The 23,878-nt window shown below is 72.5% G+C and carries 22 protein-coding genes and 1 pseudogene; 14 read left to right on the top strand and 9 right to left on the bottom strand.

Annotation, left to right across the window (positions count from 1 at the left end):
* Positions 1–15 precede the first annotated feature (15 nt).
* From QRT03_RS29695 to QRT03_RS29685, 3 genes are all read right to left on the bottom strand, one after another.
* Positions 16–294, bottom strand: a complete 279-nt coding sequence (locus QRT03_RS29695; RefSeq protein WP_345783309.1) for a WhiB family transcriptional regulator — start codon at positions 292–294, stop codon at positions 16–18.
* Between the two features lie 463 nt (positions 295–757).
* Positions 758–1,330 carry a sortase domain-containing protein gene (locus QRT03_RS29690; protein WP_286056779.1) on the bottom strand — a complete coding sequence of 191 codons (573 nt, stop codon included), beginning with the start codon at positions 1,328–1,330 and terminating at the stop codon, positions 758–760.
* Position 1,331: 1 nt separating this feature from the next.
* Entirely contained in the window at positions 1,332–1,946 is a 615-nt protein-coding gene (locus QRT03_RS29685) for an excalibur calcium-binding domain-containing protein (RefSeq protein ID WP_286056778.1), read from the bottom strand.
* Between the two features lie 184 nt (positions 1,947–2,130).
* Here QRT03_RS29685 and QRT03_RS29680 point away from each other — a divergent pair, with 184 nt between their 5' ends.
* From QRT03_RS29680 to QRT03_RS29660, 5 genes are all read left to right on the top strand, one after another.
* Complete coding sequence (locus QRT03_RS29680) at positions 2,131–3,096, top strand: threonine ammonia-lyase (protein ID WP_286056777.1); 966 nt, start codon at positions 2,131–2,133, stop codon at positions 3,094–3,096.
* 29 nt (positions 3,097–3,125) lie between these two features.
* On the top strand, positions 3,126–3,440 hold the full coding sequence (locus QRT03_RS29675; protein WP_286056776.1) for a type VII secretion target: 315 nt from the start codon (positions 3,126–3,128) through the stop codon (positions 3,438–3,440).
* Positions 3,440–4,708 (top strand): RNase A-like domain-containing protein, encoded by a 1,269-nt coding sequence (locus QRT03_RS29670; protein ID WP_286056775.1) that lies wholly within the window; start codon positions 3,440–3,442, stop codon positions 4,706–4,708. The genes QRT03_RS29675 and QRT03_RS29670 overlap by 1 nt, the downstream gene beginning before the upstream one ends.
* An 11-nt stretch (positions 4,709–4,719) precedes the next feature.
* On the top strand, positions 4,720–5,040 hold the full coding sequence (locus QRT03_RS29665; RefSeq protein WP_286056774.1) for a contact-dependent growth inhibition system immunity protein: 321 nt from the start codon (positions 4,720–4,722) through the stop codon (positions 5,038–5,040).
* Positions 5,041–5,566: 526 nt separating this feature from the next.
* On the top strand, positions 5,567–6,481 hold the full coding sequence (locus QRT03_RS29660; protein ID WP_286056773.1) for an SEC-C domain-containing protein: 915 nt from the start codon (positions 5,567–5,569) through the stop codon (positions 6,479–6,481).
* Here the strand turns inward: QRT03_RS29660 and QRT03_RS29655 are convergent.
* Positions 6,441–7,885, bottom strand: a pseudogene (locus tag QRT03_RS29655) (FAD-dependent oxidoreductase). The gene QRT03_RS29660 and the pseudogene QRT03_RS29655 sit on opposite strands and share 41 nt — an antisense overlap.
* A 136-nt stretch (positions 7,886–8,021) precedes the next feature.
* Between QRT03_RS29655 and QRT03_RS29650 the strand changes: the two are divergent.
* Together QRT03_RS29650 and QRT03_RS29645 are read left to right on the top strand one after the other, a co-directional pair.
* On the top strand, positions 8,022–9,077 hold the full coding sequence (locus tag QRT03_RS29650) for an enolase C-terminal domain-like protein (protein ID WP_286056772.1): 1,056 nt from the start codon (positions 8,022–8,024) through the stop codon (positions 9,075–9,077).
* Positions 9,074–9,742: a Dph6-related ATP pyrophosphatase gene (locus tag QRT03_RS29645; RefSeq protein WP_286056771.1), complete on the top strand. Its 669-nt coding sequence runs from the start codon at positions 9,074–9,076 to the stop codon at positions 9,740–9,742. The genes QRT03_RS29650 and QRT03_RS29645 overlap by 4 nt, the downstream gene beginning before the upstream one ends.
* On the opposite strand, the gene QRT03_RS29640 is transcribed toward QRT03_RS29645, so the two are convergent.
* On the bottom strand, positions 9,703–10,185 hold the full coding sequence (locus QRT03_RS29640) for a DUF4262 domain-containing protein (protein WP_286056770.1): 483 nt from the start codon (positions 10,183–10,185) through the stop codon (positions 9,703–9,705). The genes QRT03_RS29645 and QRT03_RS29640 overlap by 40 nt on opposite strands.
* A gap of 56 nt (positions 10,186–10,241) precedes the next feature.
* The gene (locus tag QRT03_RS29635; protein WP_286056769.1) at positions 10,242–10,805 is read right to left on the bottom strand and encodes a DUF308 domain-containing protein; all 564 of its coding nucleotides are present in this window, start codon (positions 10,803–10,805) and stop codon (positions 10,242–10,244) included.
* 107 nt (positions 10,806–10,912) lie between these two features.
* Between QRT03_RS29635 and QRT03_RS29630 the strand changes: the two genes are divergently transcribed.
* Positions 10,913–11,521, top strand: coding sequence for a TetR/AcrR family transcriptional regulator (locus tag QRT03_RS29630; protein WP_286056768.1), 609 nt, complete (start codon positions 10,913–10,915; stop codon positions 11,519–11,521).
* Positions 11,522–11,595: 74 nt separating this feature from the next.
* Here the strand turns inward: QRT03_RS29630 and QRT03_RS29625 are convergent, their stop codons facing one another.
* From QRT03_RS29625 to QRT03_RS29615, 3 genes are all read right to left on the bottom strand, one after another.
* The gene (locus tag QRT03_RS29625; RefSeq protein WP_286056767.1) at positions 11,596–12,609 is read right to left on the bottom strand and encodes an LLM class F420-dependent oxidoreductase; all 1,014 of its coding nucleotides are present in this window, start codon (positions 12,607–12,609) and stop codon (positions 11,596–11,598) included.
* Between the two features lie 2 nt (positions 12,610–12,611).
* Positions 12,612–14,276: an AMP-binding protein gene (locus QRT03_RS29620; RefSeq protein ID WP_286056766.1), complete on the bottom strand. Its 1,665-nt coding sequence runs from the start codon at positions 14,274–14,276 to the stop codon at positions 12,612–12,614.
* Between the two features lie 196 nt (positions 14,277–14,472).
* Positions 14,473–15,159: a TetR/AcrR family transcriptional regulator gene (locus tag QRT03_RS29615; RefSeq protein ID WP_286056765.1), complete on the bottom strand. Its 687-nt coding sequence runs from the start codon at positions 15,157–15,159 to the stop codon at positions 14,473–14,475.
* Positions 15,160–15,239: 80 nt separating this feature from the next.
* Here QRT03_RS29615 and QRT03_RS29610 point away from each other — a divergent pair, with 80 nt between their 5' ends.
* From QRT03_RS29610 to QRT03_RS29585, 6 genes are all read left to right on the top strand, one after another.
* A complete protein-coding gene (locus tag QRT03_RS29610) occupies positions 15,240–16,391 on the top strand; it encodes an acyl-CoA dehydrogenase family protein (protein ID WP_286056764.1) in 1,152 nt (383 codons plus the stop codon).
* Positions 16,391–17,992 (top strand): AMP-binding protein, encoded by a 1,602-nt coding sequence (locus tag QRT03_RS29605; protein ID WP_286056763.1) that lies wholly within the window; start codon positions 16,391–16,393, stop codon positions 17,990–17,992. The genes QRT03_RS29610 and QRT03_RS29605 overlap by 1 nt, the downstream gene beginning before the upstream one ends.
* Positions 17,980–19,578 (top strand): acyl-CoA carboxylase subunit beta, encoded by a 1,599-nt coding sequence (locus QRT03_RS29600; RefSeq protein ID WP_286056762.1) that lies wholly within the window; start codon positions 17,980–17,982, stop codon positions 19,576–19,578. Before QRT03_RS29605 ends, QRT03_RS29600 begins: the two co-directional genes overlap by 13 nt.
* A 75-nt stretch (positions 19,579–19,653) precedes the next feature.
* The gene (locus tag QRT03_RS29595; RefSeq protein ID WP_286056761.1) at positions 19,654–21,627 is read left to right on the top strand and encodes an acetyl/propionyl/methylcrotonyl-CoA carboxylase subunit alpha; all 1,974 of its coding nucleotides are present in this window, start codon (positions 19,654–19,656) and stop codon (positions 21,625–21,627) included.
* Entirely contained in the window at positions 21,624–23,135 is a 1,512-nt protein-coding gene (locus QRT03_RS29590; protein WP_286056760.1) for a class I adenylate-forming enzyme family protein, read from the top strand. The genes QRT03_RS29595 and QRT03_RS29590 overlap by 4 nt, the downstream gene beginning before the upstream one ends.
* The gene (locus tag QRT03_RS29585; RefSeq protein WP_286056759.1) at positions 23,132–23,878 is read left to right on the top strand and encodes an enoyl-CoA hydratase/isomerase family protein; all 747 of its coding nucleotides are present in this window, start codon (positions 23,132–23,134) and stop codon (positions 23,876–23,878) included. Before QRT03_RS29590 ends, QRT03_RS29585 begins: the two co-directional genes overlap by 4 nt.

Here is a 23,878-nt window from a genome sequence, read left to right as displayed (position 1 = left end):
TTCATCGACGATGGATCAGGCGGCGGGGTGCGTGATGCCACGGCGTGCCGTGCGACGGCGGCGGATCGCGAGGCGTCGTTCGTCCTCGCTCTCGCCGCCCCACGTGCCGTACTGCTCCTCGACCATGTGCGCCCAGTCCCGGCAGGCCTTCTCGACCGGGCAGGCATCGCAGATCGCCCGGGCACGGGCGACCCGTTGCGAACGGGACGGGTCCCGCTCGCCGTCGGGATGGAAGAAGATCTCGAGCTCCATGTCCCGGCAGGCGGCTTGTCGCTGCCAATCCCAGTGGGACACGAGTGCGGCCGGGAGACGGGATACATCGGCCACGACGAACACCTCCTACTACACAACGTCGTAGTCGGAGGATACCCCCGGACCGGCGCCACAACCTCGACTGTCGCGGACGGATTCGTCGAGGTCAGAGCCTTGTCGACGACCATGTCCGGCAGCTCCGGCGCGGATGCCTCGGGGGACGGCTGGGCCAACCGTGAGATTCCGGTGAGGTCGATCGGGCCCGCTTCCATCACTGCCACCGTAAGCAGATGGTGGTGCGTTGGGGCCCCGGTTCGCTCCGGGCGAAATGCGTCCCGACGACGGCGGTCGGGCCTCGACCGCATCGTCGCAACCGTGTCCTTCGGACAGGGTTGTTCGCGGCGCGCTCCTCCGGCGGACCGGCCGTGTGCGCGGGGCACGCACCTGCGATCTGCAGGACACAGGTCGGCGTGTCCGCGTCACGATGACGCGGACACGCCGAGCGTCAGGCCTTCGTCGCGTAGACGATCGTCTGGCCGAGGTAGTTGTGCGCCTCGCGGTCGAGGGTGCCCCCGCAGGTGATGAGGCGGAGCTCCGGGCCAGGGGTGTCGGAGTAGACGTCGGCCGTCGGGAACTCGGACTTCGGCGTCGTCACGGTGCGCGTCACCGCGAAGGTCACCGGGCCGCTCGGCGTCGTGACGTTGATCTTGTCGCCCGCCGCGAGGGTGTGGAAGTCGGCGCCGAACCCAGGCTTTCCGTCCGCATTGATGTGCGCGAGCACGACGGCCGGCCCGTTCTGCCCCGGCATCGGGCCCTTCGTGTAGACGCCGGCCTGCATCGGGTCGGACAACGGTGGGACCTGAATCGACCGGTCGGCGTTGAGCCCGAGCCCGACGAGCTGCGACGACTCGTTCAGCTTCGGGATCGTCACCTGATACCCCGGGACGACGCCGGCCGTGCTCTGCTGGCCCGTCGCGAGCGACGCGGCAGCGCCGCTGGTGTCCCCGGAACCGCAGGCGGTCGCGAACAGGGCGAGCAGGGCCGCCACGACGACGGCGACGGCGGTGCGCTGGCGCATCTCAGAACCCCCCGGTCTGGGCCGAGCCCTCGGGCACCTCGGTGACCTGGTCGCCCGAGGTCTTCGCCTCGGACCCGTCGTCACCGGTGCTCGTCACAGCGGCGTTCTGGTTGTCGCCGTCGTCGAAGTAGTCCTCGCAGGCGATGCCGTTGTGGTTGGCGTCGAGGCGGTCGGCGTTGTTCGTCGCCGACCCACCGATGGACTCGAAGTACTGCTGCGCCTCGCGCTGATTGGCGAAGTCGGGGCAGTTCTGGTCGCCCGTGCGCTGCTGCTTCTTCGTGGCGGCGGGAGACTGCTGGCCCTGGCCGGGCAGGCGGCGGTTTCCGGCAGACGGCCCCGACTGGGTCTGCGCTCCCGGAGCGGCTCCAGGTGCTCCATCAGTGCCGGGAGTCTGCGGCTTCTCGGTCGCAGGATCGTCCGTGTTGCCGCCGGTCCCCGAATCCTCGCCCGGCTGCTCACACGGCGCGGCGCCAGACCCGGAGCCGGTGGTGCCTTCCTGGTTCTCGCCACCCGTGGTACCTGACGGGACACTCGGGTCGGCCGAGCACGTCGGGTCAGCGGGCGGCACCGGCGCTGCGAATGCAGGGCCGGCGACCAACAGCGCGCTCGCGACCACGGCGACGGCGAATGGGCCGAGACGTGTCCATCGGGCCATGTCGTGCTCCCCCCAGGAGCAGCAGGAGAAGATCCCGCTGAGTCCCGGCAGAGTGCCACGCGAGGTAACAGAACGGTCACGCGGGGTGGACCCGTCGTCGGGAATGGTGTTCGCAGTTCAGGAAGCTGTGGCTACCGTGCGACGAGTGCCGGCCACGCGACTCGACAGCGCCCGCATCCGGGCCGCACGCGAGGTGATCGACCCGGTCTTCCTCGACTCACCGCTCTTCCGCTGCGAGGCGCTGGAGCCGCACCTCGGATGCGCGGTGAGCATCAAGCTCGAGACGGCGAATCCGGTGCGGAGCTTCAAGGGGCGCGGGACGGAGCTGGTCGCGAGCGGGATCGTCGCGAACGGTGGCACGGCCGCCGTGTGCGCGAGTGCCGGCAACCTCGGGCAGGCGCTGGCGTGGTCGGGAAGGTCGCGTGGGCTGGCGGTCACGGTGTGGGCGTCGCGATCTGCGCCCGCGGTCAAGCTCGAGCGCATCCGGGCGCTCGGGGCCCGTCTGGAACTGGTGGACGGCGACTTCGACCTCGCCCGGGAGCACGCGGTCGCCGACGCGCGGGAGCGGGACGTGCGACTGGTCGAGGACAGTCTGGACCTCGAGACCTGCGAGGGCGCCGCGACGATCGGGCTGGAACTGGCGGACCGTCCGTTCGACGTCGCCCTGATCGCCCTCGGTGGCGGGGCGATGGCGACCGGGATCGGGCACGTCCTGAAGGAGTCCGCGCCCGACGTCGAGATGGTGTGCGTCCAGCCGGCGGGCGCGCCCGCGATGACGCTCTCCTACCGCGGGCGGCGGGTCGTGACCACCGACTCGACGGACACGATCGCCGACGGGGTCGCGGGACGGCTCCCGCTCGAACCGGTCCTGGACGACCTCCTGCTGGTGGCCGATGACTGCTTGCTCGTGCGGGAGTCGTCGATCGAAACGGCGATGCGGATGCTGCTCGAGCAGGCCGGACTCGTCGTCGAACCGTCGGGCGCGTTGGGGATCGCCGCGGTGCTCGAGGATCGAGAGCGGTTCGCGGGGCGGCACGTCGTGACGGTCGTGTGCGGGAGCAACGTGGACCTGGCCGCGTACCGGCGGTGGGTTTCACCGAACGTCACCTGACGCGGGCGGCCGTCGGCCACGCTCTGGACGTGCCCGACGGTTTCGACGTCCGCCCCGAGCAGCTCCGCGCCGGTGCCGCCGGACTGCGTGGGGACGCAGGCGGACTCGATGCAGCCGGGGGCCGGGCGAGCGCGGCGGCGCAGTCCGCGGCGCAGTCGTCGGGCGTGGGTCCGCTCGCCGGAGCGGCGAACGAGTTGGCGTCGCAGCTCGATAAGGCGATCGACGCGGCCCGGCGCAGCATCGAGGAGACGGCCGCTGCTCTGGACGCTGCCTCGACCGACTACGAGACCTCCGACGCCGCGGCGTCGCGGAGCATCTCGGGTGCCGCCGTGCCGGGGTTCTGATGGCGGTGCTCGGAGACCCGGAGGCCGTGCTCGCTGCCTCGACCGAGTTGACGACGGCGGCTCGTGCGCTGCAGTTCGCCCGCGAAGGACTGGCGGCGCGCGGTCGGGCGGTGACCGCCGAGTGGAGCGGGCGCGCTGCGCCGGCCGCGCTGGAGCTGATCGAACGGCACGCGCTCGAGCTGGAGCGGGCGGTCGATGCGGTCGCGCGGTCGGCGCCACCCCTCGCGGTGTATGCGGAGGCGCTGCGCGATGCACAGCGGGACTTCGCGCTCGGCGAGCAGATGGCGCAAGACGGCGAGGCGGCGCAACTCGCGACGGGTTCCGGTGCGGCTGCGGCGGCTGATGCGGCGCGGGACTCCGCGGTCCAGACGCTCACCGACGGCGCGAACGCGATGCAGAGTGCGCAGGACCGAGCCCTCGAGGCGAACGAGGTCGCGGCGCGTGCTCTGGCGGAGGCGGCGACGGTGCTGGCGGGCTTGGTTCCGGTGCCGGAGCTCGGTCCGGTCGTGGGCCGGGACGGCACGCTCGGGGACGGGCTCGTGAAGGCCGCGGGCGACGTGTCGGGCGAGGTCGTCGACTCGGTCTCCGGCCTCGCCACCCTGCTCAACCCGTTCTCCGACGGCTTCGGGCCGGCGTGGGCGAGCACGTGGGACACGGCGACGGCGACCGTCGCGGACCCGGTCGGCGCGGGCCGGGCGGTCGTGGAGGGGACGGTCGCGCCGGTCGGCGAGTCCTACGGGACCGGTGGCCTGGACGAGGCGATCGGGCGGACACCGACCGTCCTCGCCGGCGTCATCGGCACGAAGGGGCTGACGAAGCTCGAGAAGCTGCGGCGGCTCCGCGGGGAGAACCAGACTCCACTCGCTCCGAGCGGCGGACTGCAGCACCACGAGGACGCCGGCGGGCACACCCTCGCGCCCCACAAGGTGCACATCGGCACGGACGAGCAGGCGCTGTTCGACCGGGTCCGGAACGCCCCGCGACCGATACCTTCGGCCTCGAGCTTCTTCGACCGGGCCATCGCCGAGCGCAGTGTGTCGGAGAATCTCGAGGGCAACAGAGGAGCCATCGACGACTGGCTGGCGAACACGTCGGCGAGGAGCCGGGTCGTGGACTTCGAGCACCGGCAAGCGGTGGGCATCAGCATCGATCGCTCGGCGACGGCGCCGACCGACGCGGTCGAAGTGCACCGAACACGTCTCGTCCTGCGCAGGGACGCGACGCAACCCGACGGCTTCTACGTCCTGACCTCGTACCCCCAGCGATAGGAGACGGCAGCGTGACCGCCCTGGCTCGATGGCCACATCTCGAGACGCTCCTCCTCGCCTACTTCCACCAGGACTTCGACCTCGAGTACGACGGGACCCCGGAGGGCACGATCGACGGTTTCGGGCAGGACGAGGAGGTCGAGTACGTCCGCCGAGCGGCCGCGGAAGCTCGGTCCCTCGCGGTGTCCGAATCGGACGAGGCCCTCCGACAGCGGATGACCGAGGCCCAGGTCGCCTATGCGTACTGGGCCGACGGTTGGACCGATGCGGCGTGGTTGGAGTTCGTGGCCTCGCGGCTGGAGGCCAGCGTGCGGCGGCGCGCCGATCATTGAATCGCGGCGAATCCTGCGACCGTTGTCCGGAGCTCATCGGTGACCGTCCGAGCCGGTCCGCGGCGTGAAGATGTAGCGGATTCGGACGCTGAGCGCGCAGATCCGCTACATCTGTTGCTGTGCCGACCGACGTGAGGCGGGCACCACCACCTGCTCCCGACCAAGATCACCAGGACAACGAGGATCTGGACGGTGAGCGCCCGGATCCTCTTCGTTGCGGTGATCTTGGTCAGGTCGCGGCGCCGGACCTCGGAGTCGGGACCTTGCCCGGACGACGACCTGGAGCGGCTGGCTGGAGCACGTGGCCGAGGTGCTCGGCGGACGGTGAGCGGCGTGCCGGCGGAGTCGTCGCATTCACCGAGCGCGACCCGGGGTCCGGCACGGTGCCGCAGATCCGATTCCGGTGGAAGCGGTTCGGCGGCGTGGTCCTGAGCCCGAGCACGCGACGGCTGCCCGCCGCCACAGGATCCGGGCGGTCGACCGGCCTCCGCGCAGGGCGCCACGCCCCGGCCGTACGGTGCTGGTCGTGGCGCGCACCCTGACCAGCGACGACCTCGACGCGTACGGCGACCTGGCGTTCCCGACCGACCCCCAGGAGATGCTCGCGGAGCTCGTGGCGGCCGTCGACGAGGACCGGATCGCGGACCCGGAGGACGTCCCGTACGCGCTGACGCTGGCGGCGAGTGCAGCCGCGAAGCTCAAGGACGAGGCGCGGGCCCTGGAGCTGTCGGCACGGGGCGTCGAGGTGTCCGAGGGCCGGCGGGACCACTTCAACTCCCGCGGCGAGCACGCGGACCTCCTCCTGCGGTACGGGCACGAGGACGACGGCATGGCGCTGCTCCGGGCGCTCCGCCCACAGCTCAGCCGGGACCTGCTCGCCGACCATTACGTCATCACACCGCTCGTGGAGAACGGCCGCCACGAGCTGGCCGAGGAATGGCTGACGGCGGCGCTGGCGACCGCGCTCGGAGTCGCCGATCGCGCCGAGGACGACTCCGACGTCGAGCAGGACGCCTTCGACATCGCCGATCGGCTGCTCGTCCTGCGCTACGACCTCCGACGCGAGATGGACCTCCCGCTCGACGAGACCGATCGTGTCGCCGAGCAGGTCGACGACGACGAGGTGAGCGACTTCCGTTTCTGGCCCGAGGCCGCCTACGCGAAGCTCCTCGCGGCGCTCCCTCCCGAGGAGGACGACTCCCCGCCCACCTGGGACGAGCACCGCGCGGTGATCGAACGCAGGATGCAGGCGAGCGATCCGAGCGACCTCCCGGTCATCGAGGTCGGCACGCCGGACATGCTCGCGGTGTTCCTCGCCGACGACGGGACCCCGGTACCGCCCGGACCGCTCCTCCCGTGGCCGCCCGGGCGCAACGATCCCTGCTGGTGCGGTTCACGGGTCAAGTACAAGAAGTGCTGTCTGCCGCGCGGTCGCGGCTGACGCCCGCGGCCCCGAACCAGCGGGTCAGCTGCTCCCGCAGCTCCTCCGGGTCCTTCCCGATCCAGGCGACGTGCCCGTCGGGCCGCAGCAGCAGGCCCGGCGCCTCGAGGCCGGCGTCGTCCACGACGTGGTCGACCCGGTCGGCCCACCCCACGGCCGGGAGGTCGCCGGTGCGGTCGAGCAGCAGCCCCCGACCGCTGCGCAGGAGCGGGTAGAGCCGGCCCCGTTCCAGCCCGACGTCGGGCATGCGCCGTCCGACCCGTTCGTCGTCGGAGCCGAAGTCGTAGCGGACGCCGATCGCGCTGATCCGCTCGGTGAGGTGCCGACTCACCCCGGGGAGCTTCCCGATCTCGGTCAGCAGTGTCCGCAGTGCTCCGGTCCGCGGGTCGTCGCGCAGGAGCGCCACCATCGCGCGTGTGCTCGCGATGACGCGCTCGGCGGCCGGGCGGCGCTCGGCCTCGTAGGTGTCCAGGAGGTCGGCGGGAGCCCACCCGGCGACCGCGGCGGCCAGCTTCCAGCCGAGATTGAGTGCGTCCTGGACGCCGAGGTTGAGGCCCTGCCCGCCGGTGGGCGGGTGCGTGTGCGCGGCGTCGCCAGCGAGGAACACGCGGCCCGTGCGGTAGGCGTCGGCGAGGCGGTCACCGTTGCCGAAGCGGGACACACCGCGCGGTGAGTGCGCGCCGAAGTCGGTGCCGGCGAACTCGCGCAGCCGGTCGCGGAACTCCTCGAAGGTCGGCTGCGGACCGTCGGACACGTCGGCGGCGGGCAGGATGATCCGGGAGACGCCGCCCTCGAACGGCGCGATACCGAACCGCAGGTGGGTCCTGCGGAGCTCGGCGACGGTCTCCGTCGGGTCCTCGGTGAGCTCGACGTCGGCGAGGTAGGTGTCCGCGGTCGAGGGTTCGCCGCGGGTGCCCACGCCCACCGCCGCGCGGACGACGCTGCGGCCGGGTCGGCGCCGACGAGGTACCGGGCGCAGAGGGTGGAGCCGTCGGTGAGGGTCACGGTCACGGCCTCGTCGTCCTGCACGACACCGGTGACCTCGACGCCGCGCCGGATCTCGGCACCGAGCTCGAGGGCGTGGTCGGTGAGCAGGCGCTCGATCTTCTCCTGACGCAGCGCCAGGCCGTAGGGGTGCGCGGTGTCGAGGTCCTCCGGCCACGGCAGCACGACCCCGGCCAAGGGACCGCCCGTGCTGAAGCGCGTCGACTCCTGCACGAACCGGTCGAGCAGGCCCCGCTGGTCCATCACCTCCACACTGCGGACGTGCAGGCCCAGGCCGCCCGCACGCCACGTCGCGGTCCCGCGCTTCTCGAGCACGACGACCCGCACCCCGTGCAGCCGGAGTTCGGCGGCCAGCATCGTTCCCGTCGGTCCGGCACCGACCACGAGCACATCGATCACGCGGGACTCCACATCGCTCCGAGGACCCGGACGGTCGGGAAGTGTGCGGGCGGGCCGGGGCCTTGTGGCAAGTCCCCCGGCCCGCTATACGTTGAGCAGGCGGAGGATGACGGCGATGACCACGACGGTGCGATCCGTGTCCGCGCGAGCCGTACTGGCGCCCCTCGACCCGCCCCTGCAGACCGCGAGCGGCGAGGTCCCGACGGCGCCCCTGGTGCTGATCGACGTCACGGCCTCCGACGGCGTCGTCGGGCACGCGTACCTGTTCTGCTACACGCCGATGGTGCTGCCGGCGCTGACGAGCCTGGTCGAGGAGCTGGGCGCGGCCGTCGCCGGGACCGCGGACGCACCACGGGCGGTCGAGGCCGACCTGCGCGCCCGGCTGCGGCTGCTTCGCCCGCAGGGCCTGGCGACCATGGCGATCTCCGGGCTGGACATGGCGCTCTGGGACGTCCTCGCCCGACGGGCCAGGCTGCCGCTGGTGCGGCTGCTCGGCGGCGAGCCGCGGCCGGTCCGCGCCTACGGCAGCCTGCGGCGCATGGCGCCCGAAGAGGTCCGCGCGGAGGCCGGGAAGCTCGCCGAACTCGGGTTCGACGCGTACAAGGTCAAGGTCGGGTCGGCCGGGCTCGCCCGGGACCGGGAGGTCATCGCCGCACTGCGCGAGGCCGTCGGGCCGGACGCCGACATCGCGGTCGACTTCAACCAGAGCCTGCCCGTCCCCGAGGCGATCCGCCGCGTGAACGCCCTCGCCGGGGAGCACCTGATGTGGGTCGAGGAGCCGACCCGCGCCGACGACGCGCACGGTCATGCCCGCATCCGCTCCGCGGTGTCGACGCCGATCCAGCTCGGCGAGAGCTGGTGGGCGGTCGACGAGATGAACGCGAGCATCGCGGCCGGCGCGAGCGACCACGCGATGCTGGACGTCGCGCGGATCGGCGGCGTCACCGGCTGGCTCCGCGCCGCACCCCTGGCCCACGCCGCGGGCCTCCCGGTCTCCAGCCACTTCTGGCCGGAGATCAGCGCCGCCCTGCTCACGGTCACCCCGGGTGCCTTCCTCCTCGAGTACCTGGACATGGCGGCCGAGGTCCTCCGCTCCCCCGCCCGCGTAGTCGACGGCGCCGTGGTGCTGCCCGACGAACCCGGCAGCGGCGTGGAGTGGGACGAGGACGCGGTCGACCGGTACCGCGCGTGAGCCCGCGGGCCTGGATCAGCTGGTCGTGCGGGAAGGACAGCGCCTTCGCGCTGCACGACGTGCGCGACGAGGCCGAGATCGGCGGACTGCTGACGACCGTGACCGATGGCGTCGTCGCCATGAGCCGCGTGCCCGTCGAGCTCCTGCACGCCCAGGCCGCCGCGCTCGACCTGCCGCTGCGCACGGTCGACCTCCCGTGGCCCTGCCCGAACGACGTCTACGAGCGGGAGACCGGAGCCGCCTTCGCCGCGCTGCGGGCCGCGGGCGCCGACGAGGTCGTCCACGGCGACCTTTTCCTCGCCGACGTCCGCGCCTACCGCGAGCAGGGCCTCGTCGGGACCGGGCTGGAACCACGCTTCCCACTCTGGCAGCGACCGACGGCCGAGCTGGCGCGGGAGATGCTCGACGCGGGCGTCCGGGCCGTCGTCGTGTGCCTCGACCCCGCCCAGGTGCCTGCCGGGATCGCGGGTCGGGTGTGGGACGAGGACCTCCTCCGTGATCTCCCCGCCGATGTCGACCCGTGCGGCGAGCACGGCGAGTTCCACACGTTCGTCACCGACGCACCGGGGTTCGCCCAGCCCGTCGACGTGACGGTCGGCCGGCCCTACGAGCGCGACGGCTTCGTCTACGCCCCGGTCTCGGCGCGGGGGCCGAGCACCGGCTGACCGCCCCGGCGGCCCCGGAACCGCCGATCCCAGGGCCACCGTCCGCGGTCGTCGCACCACACCAGCTGCTGCGCCCGCAACGGCAGGTCGGGGAAGAGGTCGGTGACGACCCGCAGGTGCGCGTCGGGGTGCGGGAGCTCGACGACCTCGATCGTCGTCCCGTCCTCGAGCGGGAACCGCTGCCCCGGGAGGCACTCCCCGTCGTGCCAGGCGACCTCGTGCGCCACGTCGTTGAGCACCTCGGCCGCCCGCTCCCTCGACAGCCCCGTCACCACCAGCTCCGCCAGGTCGTCCTGCACCAGGCCGACGGTGTACGCCCACGGCGGATGCACCCGGTCGGCCCCCACGTACTGGATCGCCCAGCCGTAGCGCTCGATCATCGCGAACATCCGCGCGTCGGCCTCCGCCTTCGTGACCCCCGGTTCCCGGCACTTCCAGCACATCGCACGCTCCTCGTTCGAACTCCTGTTCGAGAGTATGCACCAGGGGTCCGACAACCTCAGGCCGCGCGCAGACGCAGCAGCCCGACGAGGGCGAACACCGCGCCCGCCGCCGCGTACCCGGCCAGCGGCGTCAACGCGGGCGCCGGCCCGGCCGACATCACGACGAACCCCAGGCCGACCAGGCACGACAGCCCGCCGCTGGCGATCAGTGGCCACTGTCCGCGCCGGGTCCGACGCCGGGCGAGCGCGACGACGAACTGCCCCAGCCCGGCGACCACCGCCCAGACCCCCCACACCGTCAGCACGCTCGACACCCCGGAGGACGCGGCCACAGCGAGGGCCACGGCGGCGATCGCACTGACCACGACGTTGAACGCGAGACCGAACCCGGCCCCCCGACTCACCGGCCCGGCGCGACGAGACCGGAGCGCGTCGACGACGACGAGCACGAGGTCGGCGACCGGGTAGAGCACCAGCACGACGGCGGTGGCGACCCCGAGGCCCGGGCCGGTCGCGAGCAGGGCCGCCGCCCACACGAGCGCGACGACGATGCGCCCCAGGAGCAGCGATGCCTGCTCGCGACCCGGCGACGAGCGACGGGTCGGGGTGGTGACGGACATGGCAGGCTCCTCCAGCGAAGTAGAACGATCGTTCTTCCTCCCAGCACGATGCTCCACCACTGGACACTCGGTCAAGACCGATCGTTCTTTCTGCTAGCGTCGACACCGTGCCGGCCCGATCCGAAGCCCGTGAGCGCCTCCTCGCGACGGCGAGCGGGCTCTTCTACGGCGAGGGCATCCGCGCCGTCGGCGTCGACCGCCTCGTGTCGGAGGCGCAGGTGACCCGGGCGACCTTCTACCGGCACTTCCCGTCGAAGGAGGACCTGGTCGTCGCCTACCTCCGGGCGGCCGACGAGCAGGTCCGGGCACAGGTGCGGACGGCCACGGAGTCCGCCTCGACGGCAGCCGACGCCCTGCGCGCCGTTGCAGCCTCGATCGCCGACGACCTCTCGCGGTCGGAGTTCCGCGGCTGCGCGTTCCTGCGGGCGGCGGCCGAGTTCCCCGACCCGGCGGATCCGGTGCACCGGGAGGTCGTGGCCCACCGGGCATGTTTCGTGGGCGCGCTCCGCGACCTGTTCGCCGAGGTCTACCGCGGCGAGGGACCCGGGGCTCGTCCGGAACGGGCCGCCCGGCACTTCCTGATGCTGCGCGACGGGGCCATGAGCGCGGCCTCGATCGACGCGTCCGGCGACACCGACGACACGTTCCGCCGAGGGGTCGAGGGCCTGATCACCGTGGTCCACGCGCCGGGCGCGCGGCCGCAGCTGCCCACCTGAGCGTCGTCGTTGCGGCCTTTGTGACGTCCAGTGTCAGCATGGCCGCAGTGCTGACGTTCCGGGGAGGGCGGCGCCTACAGCAACCGCGCGACCGCGGCGAGGTCGTCGGGCAGGCCCTGGACGGCGATCTCGTCGACGATGGTGGAGTCCCACCGGTCGAGTCCCCGGCGCACGCGGTCGACCGACCCGATCAGCGCGACCTCGTCGACGAGCTCCGTCGGGATCGCCGCCGCGGCCTCGTCCTTGCGCCGGTCGAGGTAGAGCTCCTGCACCCGACGGGCCACGGACTCGTATCCCATGCGGACGAAGACGTCGTGGTGGAAGTTCGCCCCGCGCGCGCCCATCCCGCCCATGTAGAGCGCGAGTTCCGGACGGAGGCGGTCGGCGGCGCGCTCGACGTCGTCGTCGAGCACCACGGGCACCGTCGCGACCACCTCGAAGCCCTCCGGTCGGCCACCCCGCCGCGCGAAGCCCTCGTCGAGGGCCTGCCGGTAGAAGTCGTCGAACGCCGGCGCGACGAACATCGCGAGCCAGCCGTCCGCGATCTCGGCGGACAGCGCGATGTTCTTCGGACCCTCCGCGCCCAGCACCACGGGCAGCGACGGCCGGTACGGGTGCAACGACGAGCGCAGCGGTTTCCCCAGCTCGGAGCCGGGCGAGGGCAGCGGGAAGTACTCGCCGTCGTTGCGGACCGGCGCCTCGCGCGCGAGGACCTGCCGCACGACGGACACGTACTCCCGCGTGCGGGCGAGCGGCCGGGCGTACGGGACGCCGTGCCAGCCCTCGGACACCTGCGGGCCGGAGGCGCCGACGCCCAGGACCACCCGCCCGCCGGACAGGTGGTCGAGCGTCATGGCGGCCATCGCGGTCGCCGCCGGGGTGCGTGCGGGCACCTGCGCGACCGCCGTCCCGAGCCGCACCCGCGACGTCAGCGCCGCCGCGAACCCCAGCGGGGTGAACACGTCGGAGCCGTACGCCTCGGCGAACCACACCGACGCGAAGCCCGCCTCGTCGATCTCGCGCAGACGGGCCGCCAACGAGGCCGGCGGTGCGCCCGCGAAGTGCCCGACGTTGACCCCGATCCGCATCCCTACGTCGTCACCGTGAACAGGTCGGCGTGCGCCGCGCGCAGCTTGTACTTGAGGATCTTCCCGCCGACCGTCTCCGGCAGCGCGTCCGCGAACACGATCGCCTTCGGTGTCTCGTAGCCGCCGAGACGGGCGCGGCAGTGCGCGATCAACTCCTCCGCGCCCACCTCCGACGACGGCACGACCACCGCCGTCACGGCCTCGCCCCACCGCTCGTGCGGCAGCCCGATCACGGCCGCACGGGCGACCGCCGGGTGCTCGTAGAGCGCCGACTCCACGCGCAGGCTCGACACGTTCTCCCCGCCGGACTTCACGATGTCCTTGATGCGGTCGACCATGACGCGCAGCCCGTCGTCGTCGTAGGCAGCGCTGTCACCGGAGTGGAACCACCCGGTGCGGAACGCCTCCCGGGTGGCCTCCTCGTTCCGGTAGTAGCCGGCGGTGACGGTCGGGGTCCGGTAGACGACCTCACCGGGCACCCCGGGACGGTCGCGCAGCGAGACCCCGTCGTCGTCGAACACGTCCGAGGCGAGCAGCGGACTCGGCAGACCGACGTAGTTCACGACGGGGGCCGTGGCCGCGTAGGTCTCGGGCCAGCGGCGCGGCCAGAACCGGTGGCACGCGATCGCCTCGGTCTGGCCGAAGATCCCGAGGACGACGATCTCCCCGGCCTGCTGCTGGAGGCGGTCGTAGGTCTCGGGCGGCAGCGCACCCCAGCCGTAGACCAGGACGTCGAGGCAGGAGACGTCGAGACCCTCGAACTCCTTGGTCAGCGCCGTGACGAACTGCGGCGACCCGGCCCAGAGTGCGGTGATCCGCTCCTCGGCGACGGCCGCCGCGACGTCGGCCGGGACCGGACGGCGACCCAGGACCAGCGTGCCGCCGGCGTGGAACGACGCGAGCGCGAAGATCAGCTCGCCGACGTGGTAGATCATCGGCAGGAAGGTGCCGACGCGGACCTCGTTCTCCAGACCGGTGCCGCGGGTGAGCGACAGGGCGAAGTTCAGCGCGGCGGCCTGGCTCGCCGCGTGGGAGATCATCACGCCCTTGGGCATGGCGGTCGTCCCGGAGGTGAAGAGCATCTCCCAGATGTCGTCGCCGTGAATCTCGACGTCGGGCTCGTCGTCGGACGCGGCGTCGACGAACGCGGTGAAGGAGAGGCTGCCCTCGACCGGCTCGCCCCCGATCGCGATCGTCACCCCGACGGCGAGGCCGGCGTTCACGAACGCCGTCGCGGCGCGCGGATGGGTCTCGGCGTCGACGATCGCGAACCCGGGCTCGGCGTGGGCGATCAGGTGCTCGACGACGTCCGGTGCGAGGTTCGGGTTGAGCGGCATCGCGACCAGGCCGGCCTTCGCGATCCCGATCTTCGCGACGTAGGCCTCGACCGAGTTCTCGCAGAACATCAGCACCCGGGCGCCCGGCTCGAGACCGCGCGCGATCAGGGCGTTCGCCACGCGGTTCGCCGTCCGGTCGGCCTCCCGGTAGGTCAGCGACGCGAAGCGCTCGTCGGCGTAGGCGCCCGGCCGGCCGGCGATCGCGACCTGGTCGGGGTAGCTCCAGGTCAGCCGCTCGAAGACGTCGCCGATCGACGTGCGTTCCCACCGGTGGACAGCGCGGCGGCCGCGGAGGGTCGTGACGTCGAACGTCGTGGTGCCCAGGTCCACGCGAGCCTCCCTGCACGCCGGGTGTGACGTGCAGCATTCCCAGGCGGACGGCTCGAGCGCAAGCCCCGAGTTATCCGTCATTCACATCATGGCCGCGTCTGGAGTCGTCGCGGCGGTGACGGCTTCTGCGGGGACGTGCCGGAGAACCGAGTCCGGTGGAATCGGTTCTCCAGCATGTCCGCGGAGTCGAGGTCGCTCAGCGTGACGACGAGTCGTCGACGTCCAGCACGCTCCGCGCCATCCCCTCCAGCATCTCCGCGAGCCGGTCGGCCGGCAGGCCGCTGTGGTGGAACAGCACGGCCTGCGTCGTGCCGAGGGCCGCGTGGACCACGACCCGCAGCTCCGCGTCCGAGAGCTCCCGACGCAGCGGCGCCAGGGCGATGACCCACTCCTCGACGTAGTGCCGCTGGGCGCGGCGCAGCCGGCGGAGGTCGTCCTCGGGGAGGTGGTGGGCCTCGCGGTAGTACACCTGCAACAGGCGGCGGTCCTCGATCGCGAAGCGCACGTGGTTCGCGACGAGGCCCTCGAGCGCGTCCCGGTCGTCCGCGGCCGCGGCCACCACGGCGGCCGCCGTGCGCTGCATCTCGTCCATGAGCTGCTCCAGCAGGGCGGAGAGCAGCGCGGCCTTGGAGTCGAAGTGCCGGTAGATGCCGGACCCGACGATGCCGGCGGCCGCGCCGATGTCCGCCATGCCGACGGCGTGGTAGCCGTGCTTCGCGACCAGCTCCGCGGCCGCGGCGAGGATGCGGTCCTTGCGGGCGGGGTCCCGACGACGGCGGGGCCGGGTCGCGTCGGCGACGTCGGTGGCATCGGCGACGCGGTCGGCGTCTCCGACCGTCCCGACCTCCGCCAGCACCACCGGCGCGTCCGCAGGTTCCGCCATCGCCATCCCTCTTCTCACCCGTCGTCGCGGACGCTACGGTACGCCACGAGTGAACGGCGAGTCACAAGTGAGGAGTCGGCGTGGACTTCGTGGAGACCGACGAGCACCGCGACCTGCGGGCCGCCGTCGCGAAGGCGTCGGCCCCGTTCGGCGGCGACTACTACGTCGACCACGCCCGCCGCGGGGTCGAGTGCACCGAGCTGTGGCACGCGCTCGGCGACGCCGGGTACGTCGGGGTGTCCGTGCCGGAGGCCTACGGCGGGGGCGGCGGCGGGCTCGTCGAGCTGTCGTTGGTGTGCGAGGAGACCGCCGCACAGGGCGCCCCGATCCTGCTCCTGCTCGTGACGCACGCGATCTCGGCCGCCGTCATTGCCGAGTACGGCACCGAGGAGCAGCGCAAGGAGTGGCTGCCCGGCCTCGCGAGCGGCCGCGAGAAGGTCGTCTTCGCCATCACCGAGCCCGGCGCCGGCTCCAACACCCACCAGCTCGCGACGCACGCCCGCCGCGAGGGCGACGAATGGGTGATCAGCGGCGAGAAGTACTACATCTCCGGGGTCGACGACGCCGAGGCGCTGCTGCTCGTCGCGCGGACGGGTCGCGACGACGCCGGCCGCGCCCAGCTCTCGCTGTTCCTCGTGCCCACCGACGCGCCGGGACTACAGAAGGTGCCGCTCCCCGTCGACGTCCTGCTGCCCGAGAAGCAGTTCACCCTCCGGTTCGACGACGTCCGCGTGCCGACGTCCGCGCTGGTCGGGGACGAGGGACAGGGCTTCCGGCAGGTCTTCCACGGCCTCAACCCGGAGCGGATCACGGGCGCCGCGCTGTGCGTCGGGATCGCCCGGTACGCGCTCTCGAAGGCGGCCCGCTACGCGAACGACCGCCAGGTCTGGGACCGCCCGATCGGCGCCCACCAGGGCGTCGCGCACCCGCTGGCGAAGGCCAAGATCGAGACCGAGCTGGCCGCGCTGATGACGCAGAAGGCCGCCTGGTTGCACGACCGCGGGCTGCCGGCCGGCGAGGCGTCGAACATGGCGAAGTACGCCGCTGCAGAGGCCGCGATCGCCGCGTGCGACGCCGCGATGCAGACCCACGGCGGCAACGGCGTCTCCCAGGAGTTCGGGTTCCTCCCCTACTGGGGCCTCGCCCGCCTGCTGCGGATCGCGCCGGTGAACCGGGAGATGGTCCTCAACTACGTGGCGCAGCACAGCCTCGGACTGCCGAGGTCGTACTGATGGACCTGCAGCGCAACCTCGTCCAGCGGGTCAACGTCGGCGACGCCCTGACCCGGAGCGCGGCCGCCAGGCCCGCCCAGCTCGCCGTCGTGGACGGTGAGCGCTCCTTCACCTACGCGCAGTTCGACGCGTGGGTGAACCGGCTCGCGCACGGGTTGGTGGACCGCGGCTACGCCGTCGGCGACGCGCTCGCCCTCGCGTCCGGCAACTCGGCCGAGTTCCTCGCGGTCTACTACGCCTGCGCGAAGGCCGGTGTCGTGTGCGTCCCGATCAACCTGGGCTGGCGCCCGGACGAGGTCGCGTACGTGCTGGGGCACTCGCAGGCCCGCGGCATCGTCGTGGAGTCGCAGCTGCTCGAACCGATCACGGCCGCCGTCGGGAAGGTCCCGTCCGTCGCCGAGGTGTTCGTGGCGCCGGGGACCGACGATGCGGATTCTGTGCCGTCCAGCGTCAGCATGGCCGCACTGCTGACAGATCTCGAGGCGGGCGACGACTCCCCCGTCGAGGTCGGGATCGACGACCGGGCGGCGCTCTCGTACCTCTACACGTCGGGGACCACGTCGTTCCCGAAGGGCGTCGTCGGGACGCACCTCGCGATCCACCTCGAGTCGATGTCGGCCGCGCTGGACTCCGGCTGGAGCGCCGACGACCGGTTCATCGCGATGATGCCGATGTTCCACACCGCGCAGCTCAACGCGTTCTGCACGCCCGCCGTGGTGGTGGGCGCGACGATCCACGTGCACCGCGGCTTCGACCCGGCCCGGTTCCTGGACACCATCGAACGCGAGCGCATCACCCAGGTCTTCGGGCTGCCCATGATGTACCGCGCGGCCCTGGACCATCCGAGCTTCGCCGACCGCGACCTGTCGTCGTTGAAGCGTGCCGTCTACGCCATGGCGCCGATGCCCGAGGCGCAGATCAAGGCGTGCCTGGACGGCTACCGGTGTGACTTCGCGCTGCTGTTCGGCCAGACGGAGATGTCGCCGATCACGACGCTCTTCCGGCCGGAGCACCAGCTCACGCACGTCGGGTCGGTCGGGACGCCGCTGACCGGCGTCCACGTCGGGATCATGGGTCCCGACGGCGAGCTCCTGGGGCCCGGTGAGCAGGGCGAGATCGTCTACCGCGGGCCCTCGACGATGCAGGAGTACCTGTACGACGAGGCCGCGACCACCACCGCGTTCGCGCACGGCTGGTTCCACTCGGGCGACGTCGGGCGGTTCGGTGACGACGGGGTGCTGTGGTTCGCCGACCGCACCAAGGACGTCATCAAGACCGGCGGCGAGAACGTCGCGTCGCTCGAGGTGGAGCGGGCGGTGTACGACGCCGAGCCGGACGTCGCGGAGGTGGTCGTGGTCGGGCTGCCGCACCAGCGGTGGAGCGAGGCGATCACGGCCGTCGTCGTGCCGAAGCCCGGCGCGACGATCGACGCGGAGAAACTGACGGCCGCCCTCAAGGACCGGCTCGACGGCTACAAGGTGCCGAAGGCCGTGATCGTCGCCGACGAGTTGCCTCGGACCTCCACCGGCAAGATCCAGAAGAACGTCGTCCGGGACACGCACGCCGACCACTACGGAGGACGCTCGGCATGGCCGTCCTGACCAGCCTGTTCGACCCGTCGTCGGAAACCGCCGTCTCGAACCGCAAGCACCAGCTCGAGGTGATCGCGCAGCTCGACGAGCAGCTCGAGCTGGCCGTCGCGGGCGGCGGCGAGCGGTACACCCAGCGGCACCGCGACCGCGGCAAGCTGCCGGTGCGCGAGCGCCTCGCGCTGCTGCTCGACCCGGACTCGCCGTTCCTCGAGCTGTCCCCGCTCGCGGCGTGGGGCACGGAGTTCACCGTCGGCGCGTCGATCCTGACGGGCATCGGGGTGGTCTCCGGCGTCGAGTGCGTGATCATCGGGCACGACCCGACGGTGCGCGGCGGCGCGATGAACCCGTACTCGCTGCGCAAAACGCTGCGGGCGCTGGAGATCGCGCGGCTGAACCGGCTCCCGGTGATCAACCTCGTCGAGTCCGGCGGGGCCGACCTGCCGACGCAGGCCGAGCTGTTCGTCCCGGCCGGGCGCATCTTCCACGAGCTGACCGAGCTGTCGTCGATGGCGATCCCGACGATCGCGCTGGTCTTCGGCAACTCCACAGCCGGCGGCGCGTACGTGCCCGGGATGTGCGACTACGCGGTGCTCGTCGACCGCGCGGCGAAGGTGTTCCTCGGCGGGCCGCCCTTGGTCAAGATGGCGACCGGGGAGAACGCCGACGACGAGTCGCTCGGCGGCGCGGAGATGCACTCCCGCGTCTCGGGCCTGTCGGACTACTTCGCCACCGACGAACACGACGCGATCCGGCTGGGGCGCGAGATCGTGTCGCGGTTCCACTGGCGCAAGCTGGGGCCGGCGCCGTCGACGGACGTCGCACCGCCGCGGTACGACCCGGAGGAGATCCTCGGCATCCTCCCGCCCGACCCGAAGGTGCCGTTCGACCCGCGCGAGGTGCTCGCGCGCACCGTCGACGGCTCGGAGTTCGACGAGTACAAGCCGCTCTACGGGACCTCGCTGGTGACCGGGTGGGCGAGCATCCACGGCTATCCGGTCGGGGTCCTCGCGAACCACCGGGGCGTGCTGTTCTCGGAGGAGGCGAAGAAGGCCAGCGAGTTCATCCTGCTCGCGAACCAGACCGACACGCCGTTGATCTTCCTGCAGAACACGACCGGCTACATGGTCGGCACGGACTACGAGCAGGGCGGGATCATCAAGGACGGCGCCAAGATGATCAACGCGGTGACCAACAGCGGGGTGCCGCACCTGACGATCAACATGGCGTCGTCGTTCGGGGCCGGGAACTACGGCATGTCCGGCCGGGCGTACGACCCGCGCCTGATGTTCGCCTGGCCGGGCGCGAAGCTCGCCGTCATGGGCGCCGCGCAGCTCGCGGGGGTCATGTCGATCGTCGGGCGGGCCTCCGCCCAGTCGCAGGGCAAGCCGTTCGACGAGGAGGCCGACGCCGCCCGCACCCGGGCGATCGAGGCGCAGATCGAGGCCGAGTCCCACAGCTTCTTCATCAGCGGGAAGCTCTACGACGACGGCATCGTCGACCCCCGCGACACCCGCACCGTGCTCGGCCTGTCGCTCTCGGCCGTGCACTCCAATCCCGTCGTCGGCCGCCGCGGCTTCGGCACGTTCCGGATGTGAGGAGGTGGCTTCGCCAGGTGAGTACTTCTGGTCGCTATAGCGACAACAAGTGCTCACCTGCGCGCAGCGCACATCATGATCACCAAGCTCCTCGTCGCCAACCGCGGTGAGATCGCCGCTCGCGTCATGCGGACCGCGCACGCGATGGGCATCGCGACGGTCGCGGTGTACTCCGACCCGGACGCCGACGCGCCCTTCGTCGCGCTCGCCGACGAGGCGGTGCGCCTGCCGGGGGCGTCGCCGACCGACACCTACCTGCGCGCCGACCTCGTCGTCGCGGCCGCCCGCGCCACCGGCGCCGACGCGGTGCACCCGGGCTACGGGTTCCTCTCCGAGAACGCCGGGTTCGCCCGCGACTGCGCGGCGGCCGGCCTGACCTTCGTCGGGCCGACGCCCGAGGCGATCGCGTCGATGGGCTCGAAGCTCGAGGCGAAGGCGCTCATGGAGGCCGCCGGCGTGCCGGTCCTGCCGGGCGCGACGCTGCCCGACGGCGCTCCCCTGCCCTCCGACCTCGACTTCCCGGTGCTGGTCAAGGCCGCCTTCGGCGGTGGTGGGCGCGGGATGCGGATCGTGCGGTCCGCCGCGGAGCTGCGCGACGCGGTCGACGGTGCCCGCCGCGAGGCCGCGTCCGCGTTCGGCGACGGCACGGTGTTCCTGGAGCGCTACGTCGAGGACCCGCGGCACGTCGAGGTGCAGATCGTCGGGGACTCCCGCGGCGAGGTCGTGCACCTCTTCGAGCGCGAGTGCTCCATCCAGCGGCGCTACCAGAAGATCGTGGAGGAGAGCCCCTCCCCCGCCGTCGACGAGACGCTGCGCGCGGAGCTCGGCGCGGCCGCCGTCGCCGCCGGGAAGGCGATCGGCTACACCGGCGCGGGCACGGTCGAGTTCGTGCTGGACCGCGACGGGGCCTTCTTCTTCCTCGAGGTGAACACCCGGCTGCAGGTGGAGCACCCGGTGACGGAGCTCGTGACGGGGCTGGACCTCGTCGCGGTGCAGCTGCGGGTCGCCGAGGGGCACGCGCTGCCGCCCGAGGTCACGGGTGCCTCGATCGCCGGGCACGCGATCGAGGTCCGGCTCTACGCCGAGGACGTGCCCGCCGGGTACCTCCCGGCGACGGGCACGCTGCACCGGTTCGACATCCCGGAGCTGCCCGGAATCCGGGTGGACGCCGGGGTGACCGACGGCTCCGTCGTCAGCCCGCACTACGACCCGATGCTCGCCAAGGTCATCGCCCACGGCACCACGCGGGACGAGGCCGCGCGGACCCTCGCCCGGGCGCTGGCCCGGGCCGGCATCCACGGCGTCACGACGAACCGCGACCTGCTCGTCGGCATCCTGCGCGACGACGAGTTCCTGGCCGGCGGCACCGACACCGGCTACCTGCCCCGGCACCCCGAGCTCGTCACTCCCGGTCCCGACGACGGCGAGCGCGTCCGCGCGGTCGCGGCGGCGCTGGCCCGCCAGGCGGAGCACCGCGCCGGTGCGACGGTGTTGCGCGACCTGCCGTCGGGATGGCGGAACGTCGGCGGACCGCCGCAGACGGTCGCCTACGCCGTCGGCGACCGCACCCTCGAGGTGGCCTACTCCTTCCGCCGCTCCGGGCTGGACGTGGCCGTCGACGGGGCGGCGCACGAGCTGCGCCTGGTCTCGGCCACACCGGAGCTCGTCGTGCTGGATCGCGACGGCGTCCGTCGTCGGTATCTCGTCCACCGCGCGGACGCGAAGACGTTCGTCGACGGTCCGGACGGGTCCAGCGGGTTCGTCGACGTCCCCCGCTTCGCCGACCCCAACGCCGTCGCGCACGCCGGGTCGTTGCTCGCGCCGATGCCCGGGACGGTCGTCCGGGTGCTCGCGGCGGGCGGTGACTCCGTGGCCGCGGGGGCCGCCCTCGTCGTCCTGGAGGCCATGAAGATGGAGCACACGGTCGCGGCGCCGGTGGACGGCGTCGTCACGGAACTGCACGTCAGCCCGGGTGACCAGGTGGAGACCCGGCAGGTGTTGGCGGTGGTCGAGGCCGGGGCGAGCGAAGCGACGGGGGAAGCGTCATGAATCTCGCGACGCTGCTACGGCGAGCCGCGGCCGACCACGCAGAACGGGTGGCGCTGCGACTCGACGATGTCGAGATCGACTACGCCGACCTCGCGCACCGCGCCGCCCGCTTCGCCGGGCACCTGCGCGCGACCGGTATCGGGGAGGGCGACCGGGTCGCGGTCCTCGCACCGAACTGCCTGGAGTACCTGATCGCGATCCTCGGCACGTGGCAGGCCGGGGCGGTCGGGGTGCCGCTGAACTACATGTTCCCGGACGCGCCGCTGCGGCACGCGGTCACGGACTCCGGGGCGCGGCTCGTCGTCACCCCGCCCGGCGACGTCGAGCGGCTGGAGAAGGCCCTCGACGGGACGGCTCCGGAGGTCCTGACGACGGGTGGGGACGGGAGCTTCGCGGCGGCGGTGTCCGGTGCGGACCCGCTCGACGGCGTGGTGCCGCGGCTGGACGGCGACGACGCGCTGCTCATGTACACCTCGGGCTCGACCGGCGTGCCCAAGGGCGTCCGGCAGACCCACCGCAACATCGCCGCGCAGGTCGACGGCGCGATCGAGGTCTACGAGCTCACCGGCGACGACCACGTCCTGAACTGCATGCCGATGTTCCACGTCGGTGGGCTGCAGCTCGCGAGCCTGCCGATCCTGATGCGCGGCGGGCAGATCACGTTCATGCCGCGGTGGGACGTGGTGCGGTGGCTGGAGCTGGTGGAGCAGCTGCGGCCGACCTACGGCGGGTTGATCTCGACGATGATGATCGACGTCGGGAACCGGACGGTGGAGAACCCCGTCGTCCTGGACTCGTTCCGGGTCTGCATGTTCGGCGGGTCGCGCACGCCGAGCGCGGCGATCGAGCGGCTCGAGGCGGGCACCGGGATCCTCGGAACCGAGATCTACGGGCAGACCGAGCAGAGCGGGCTCGTCGTGACCTACGGGCCGGACGAGACCCGCCGTCCGGACTCGATGGGCCGGCCGCTGTCGCAGATCGTCCGGACGCGGTTGGTGCCGGTGGACGGGTCGGCGGACCTGGAACCGGGCGACCCGGGCGTCGGCGAGCTGTGGGTGCGCGGCGACGCGGTGACGCCGGGCTACTGGGGCATCGACGCGTCGGAGAAGTTCCCTGTGTCCGAGGACGGGACCGGGTGGTTCCGCACGGGCGACCTGATGTCCCGCGACGCGGACGGCTACCTCTACTACGTCGACCGGATCGACGACATGATCGTCTCCGGCGGCGAGAACGTGTTCCCGCAGATGGTCGAGGAACATCTCGCGGGCCACCCGGACCTGGCCGAGGTCGCCGTCATCGGCACCGCGCACGAGCGGTGGGTGGAGCAGGTGACGGCCGTGGTGGTGCCGCGGACCGCGATCACCGTCGAGGAACTGCACCGGTGGTGCGCGGAGCACCCCGACCTGCAGGGCATGCACCGTCCCCGGCGCATCGAGATCGTCGACGCGCTGCCCCGCACGGGCAGCGGCAAGCTCAACCGGCCCGACCTGCGGAGGATGTTCCCGTGAGCGTGACCTACGAGGTCGACGACGGCGTCGCCTGGGTGACGATCGACCGCCCCGAGGCGCGGAACGCGCTCTCGAAGGACGTCCGCGACGGGCTGTGGGAGTGCACGCACCGGTTCAACGCGGACGACTCCGCCGCCGTGCTCGTGCTGACCGGCGCCGGCGAGAAGGCGTTCTGCGCGGGCGGCGACCTCAAGGAGATGGCGGAGACCTCCCTGGAGATCCCGCCGCCGGACTTCCTGCCGCAGTTCGGGCGCAACGTCGAGGTCGCGAAGCCGACGATCGCCGCCGTCAACGGCGTGGCGTTCGCGGGTGGGTTCCTGCTCGCCCAGCAGTGCGACCTCGTGATCGCCGCGGAGCACGCGCGGTTCGCCGTGAGCGAGGTGAAGGTCGGGCGCGGGTCGCCGTGGGCGGCGCCGCTGGCGTGGCTCGTGCCGCCGCGAGTCGCGATGGAGATCCTGCTGACCGGTGACCCGGTGGACGCGGCGCGCGCCCAGGAGGTCGGGCTGGTGAACCGGGTCGTGCCGGCGGCCGAGCTGCGGGACCGGGCGCAGGAGCTGGCCCGATCCATCGTCGGGAACGCGCCGTTGTCGGTGCGGGCGGCGAAGGCGACGGTGCTGCTGTCGCGGCCGCGGGTGTACGAGGAGGCCGAGGAGATCTGGGCGCCGGTGTACCGCTCCGCGGACGCCCAGGAGGGGCCCGCGGCGTTCCGCGACAAGCGCACGCCGGTCTGGACGGGGAGGTAG

The organism is Actinomycetospora termitidis (assembly GCF_030286555.1).
Lineage (GTDB): Bacteria > Actinomycetota > Actinomycetes > Mycobacteriales > Pseudonocardiaceae > Actinomycetospora > Actinomycetospora termitidis.
The sequence above is the reverse complement of the archived record's forward strand: the minus strand, read 5'-3'. Positions and strand labels throughout refer to the sequence as shown.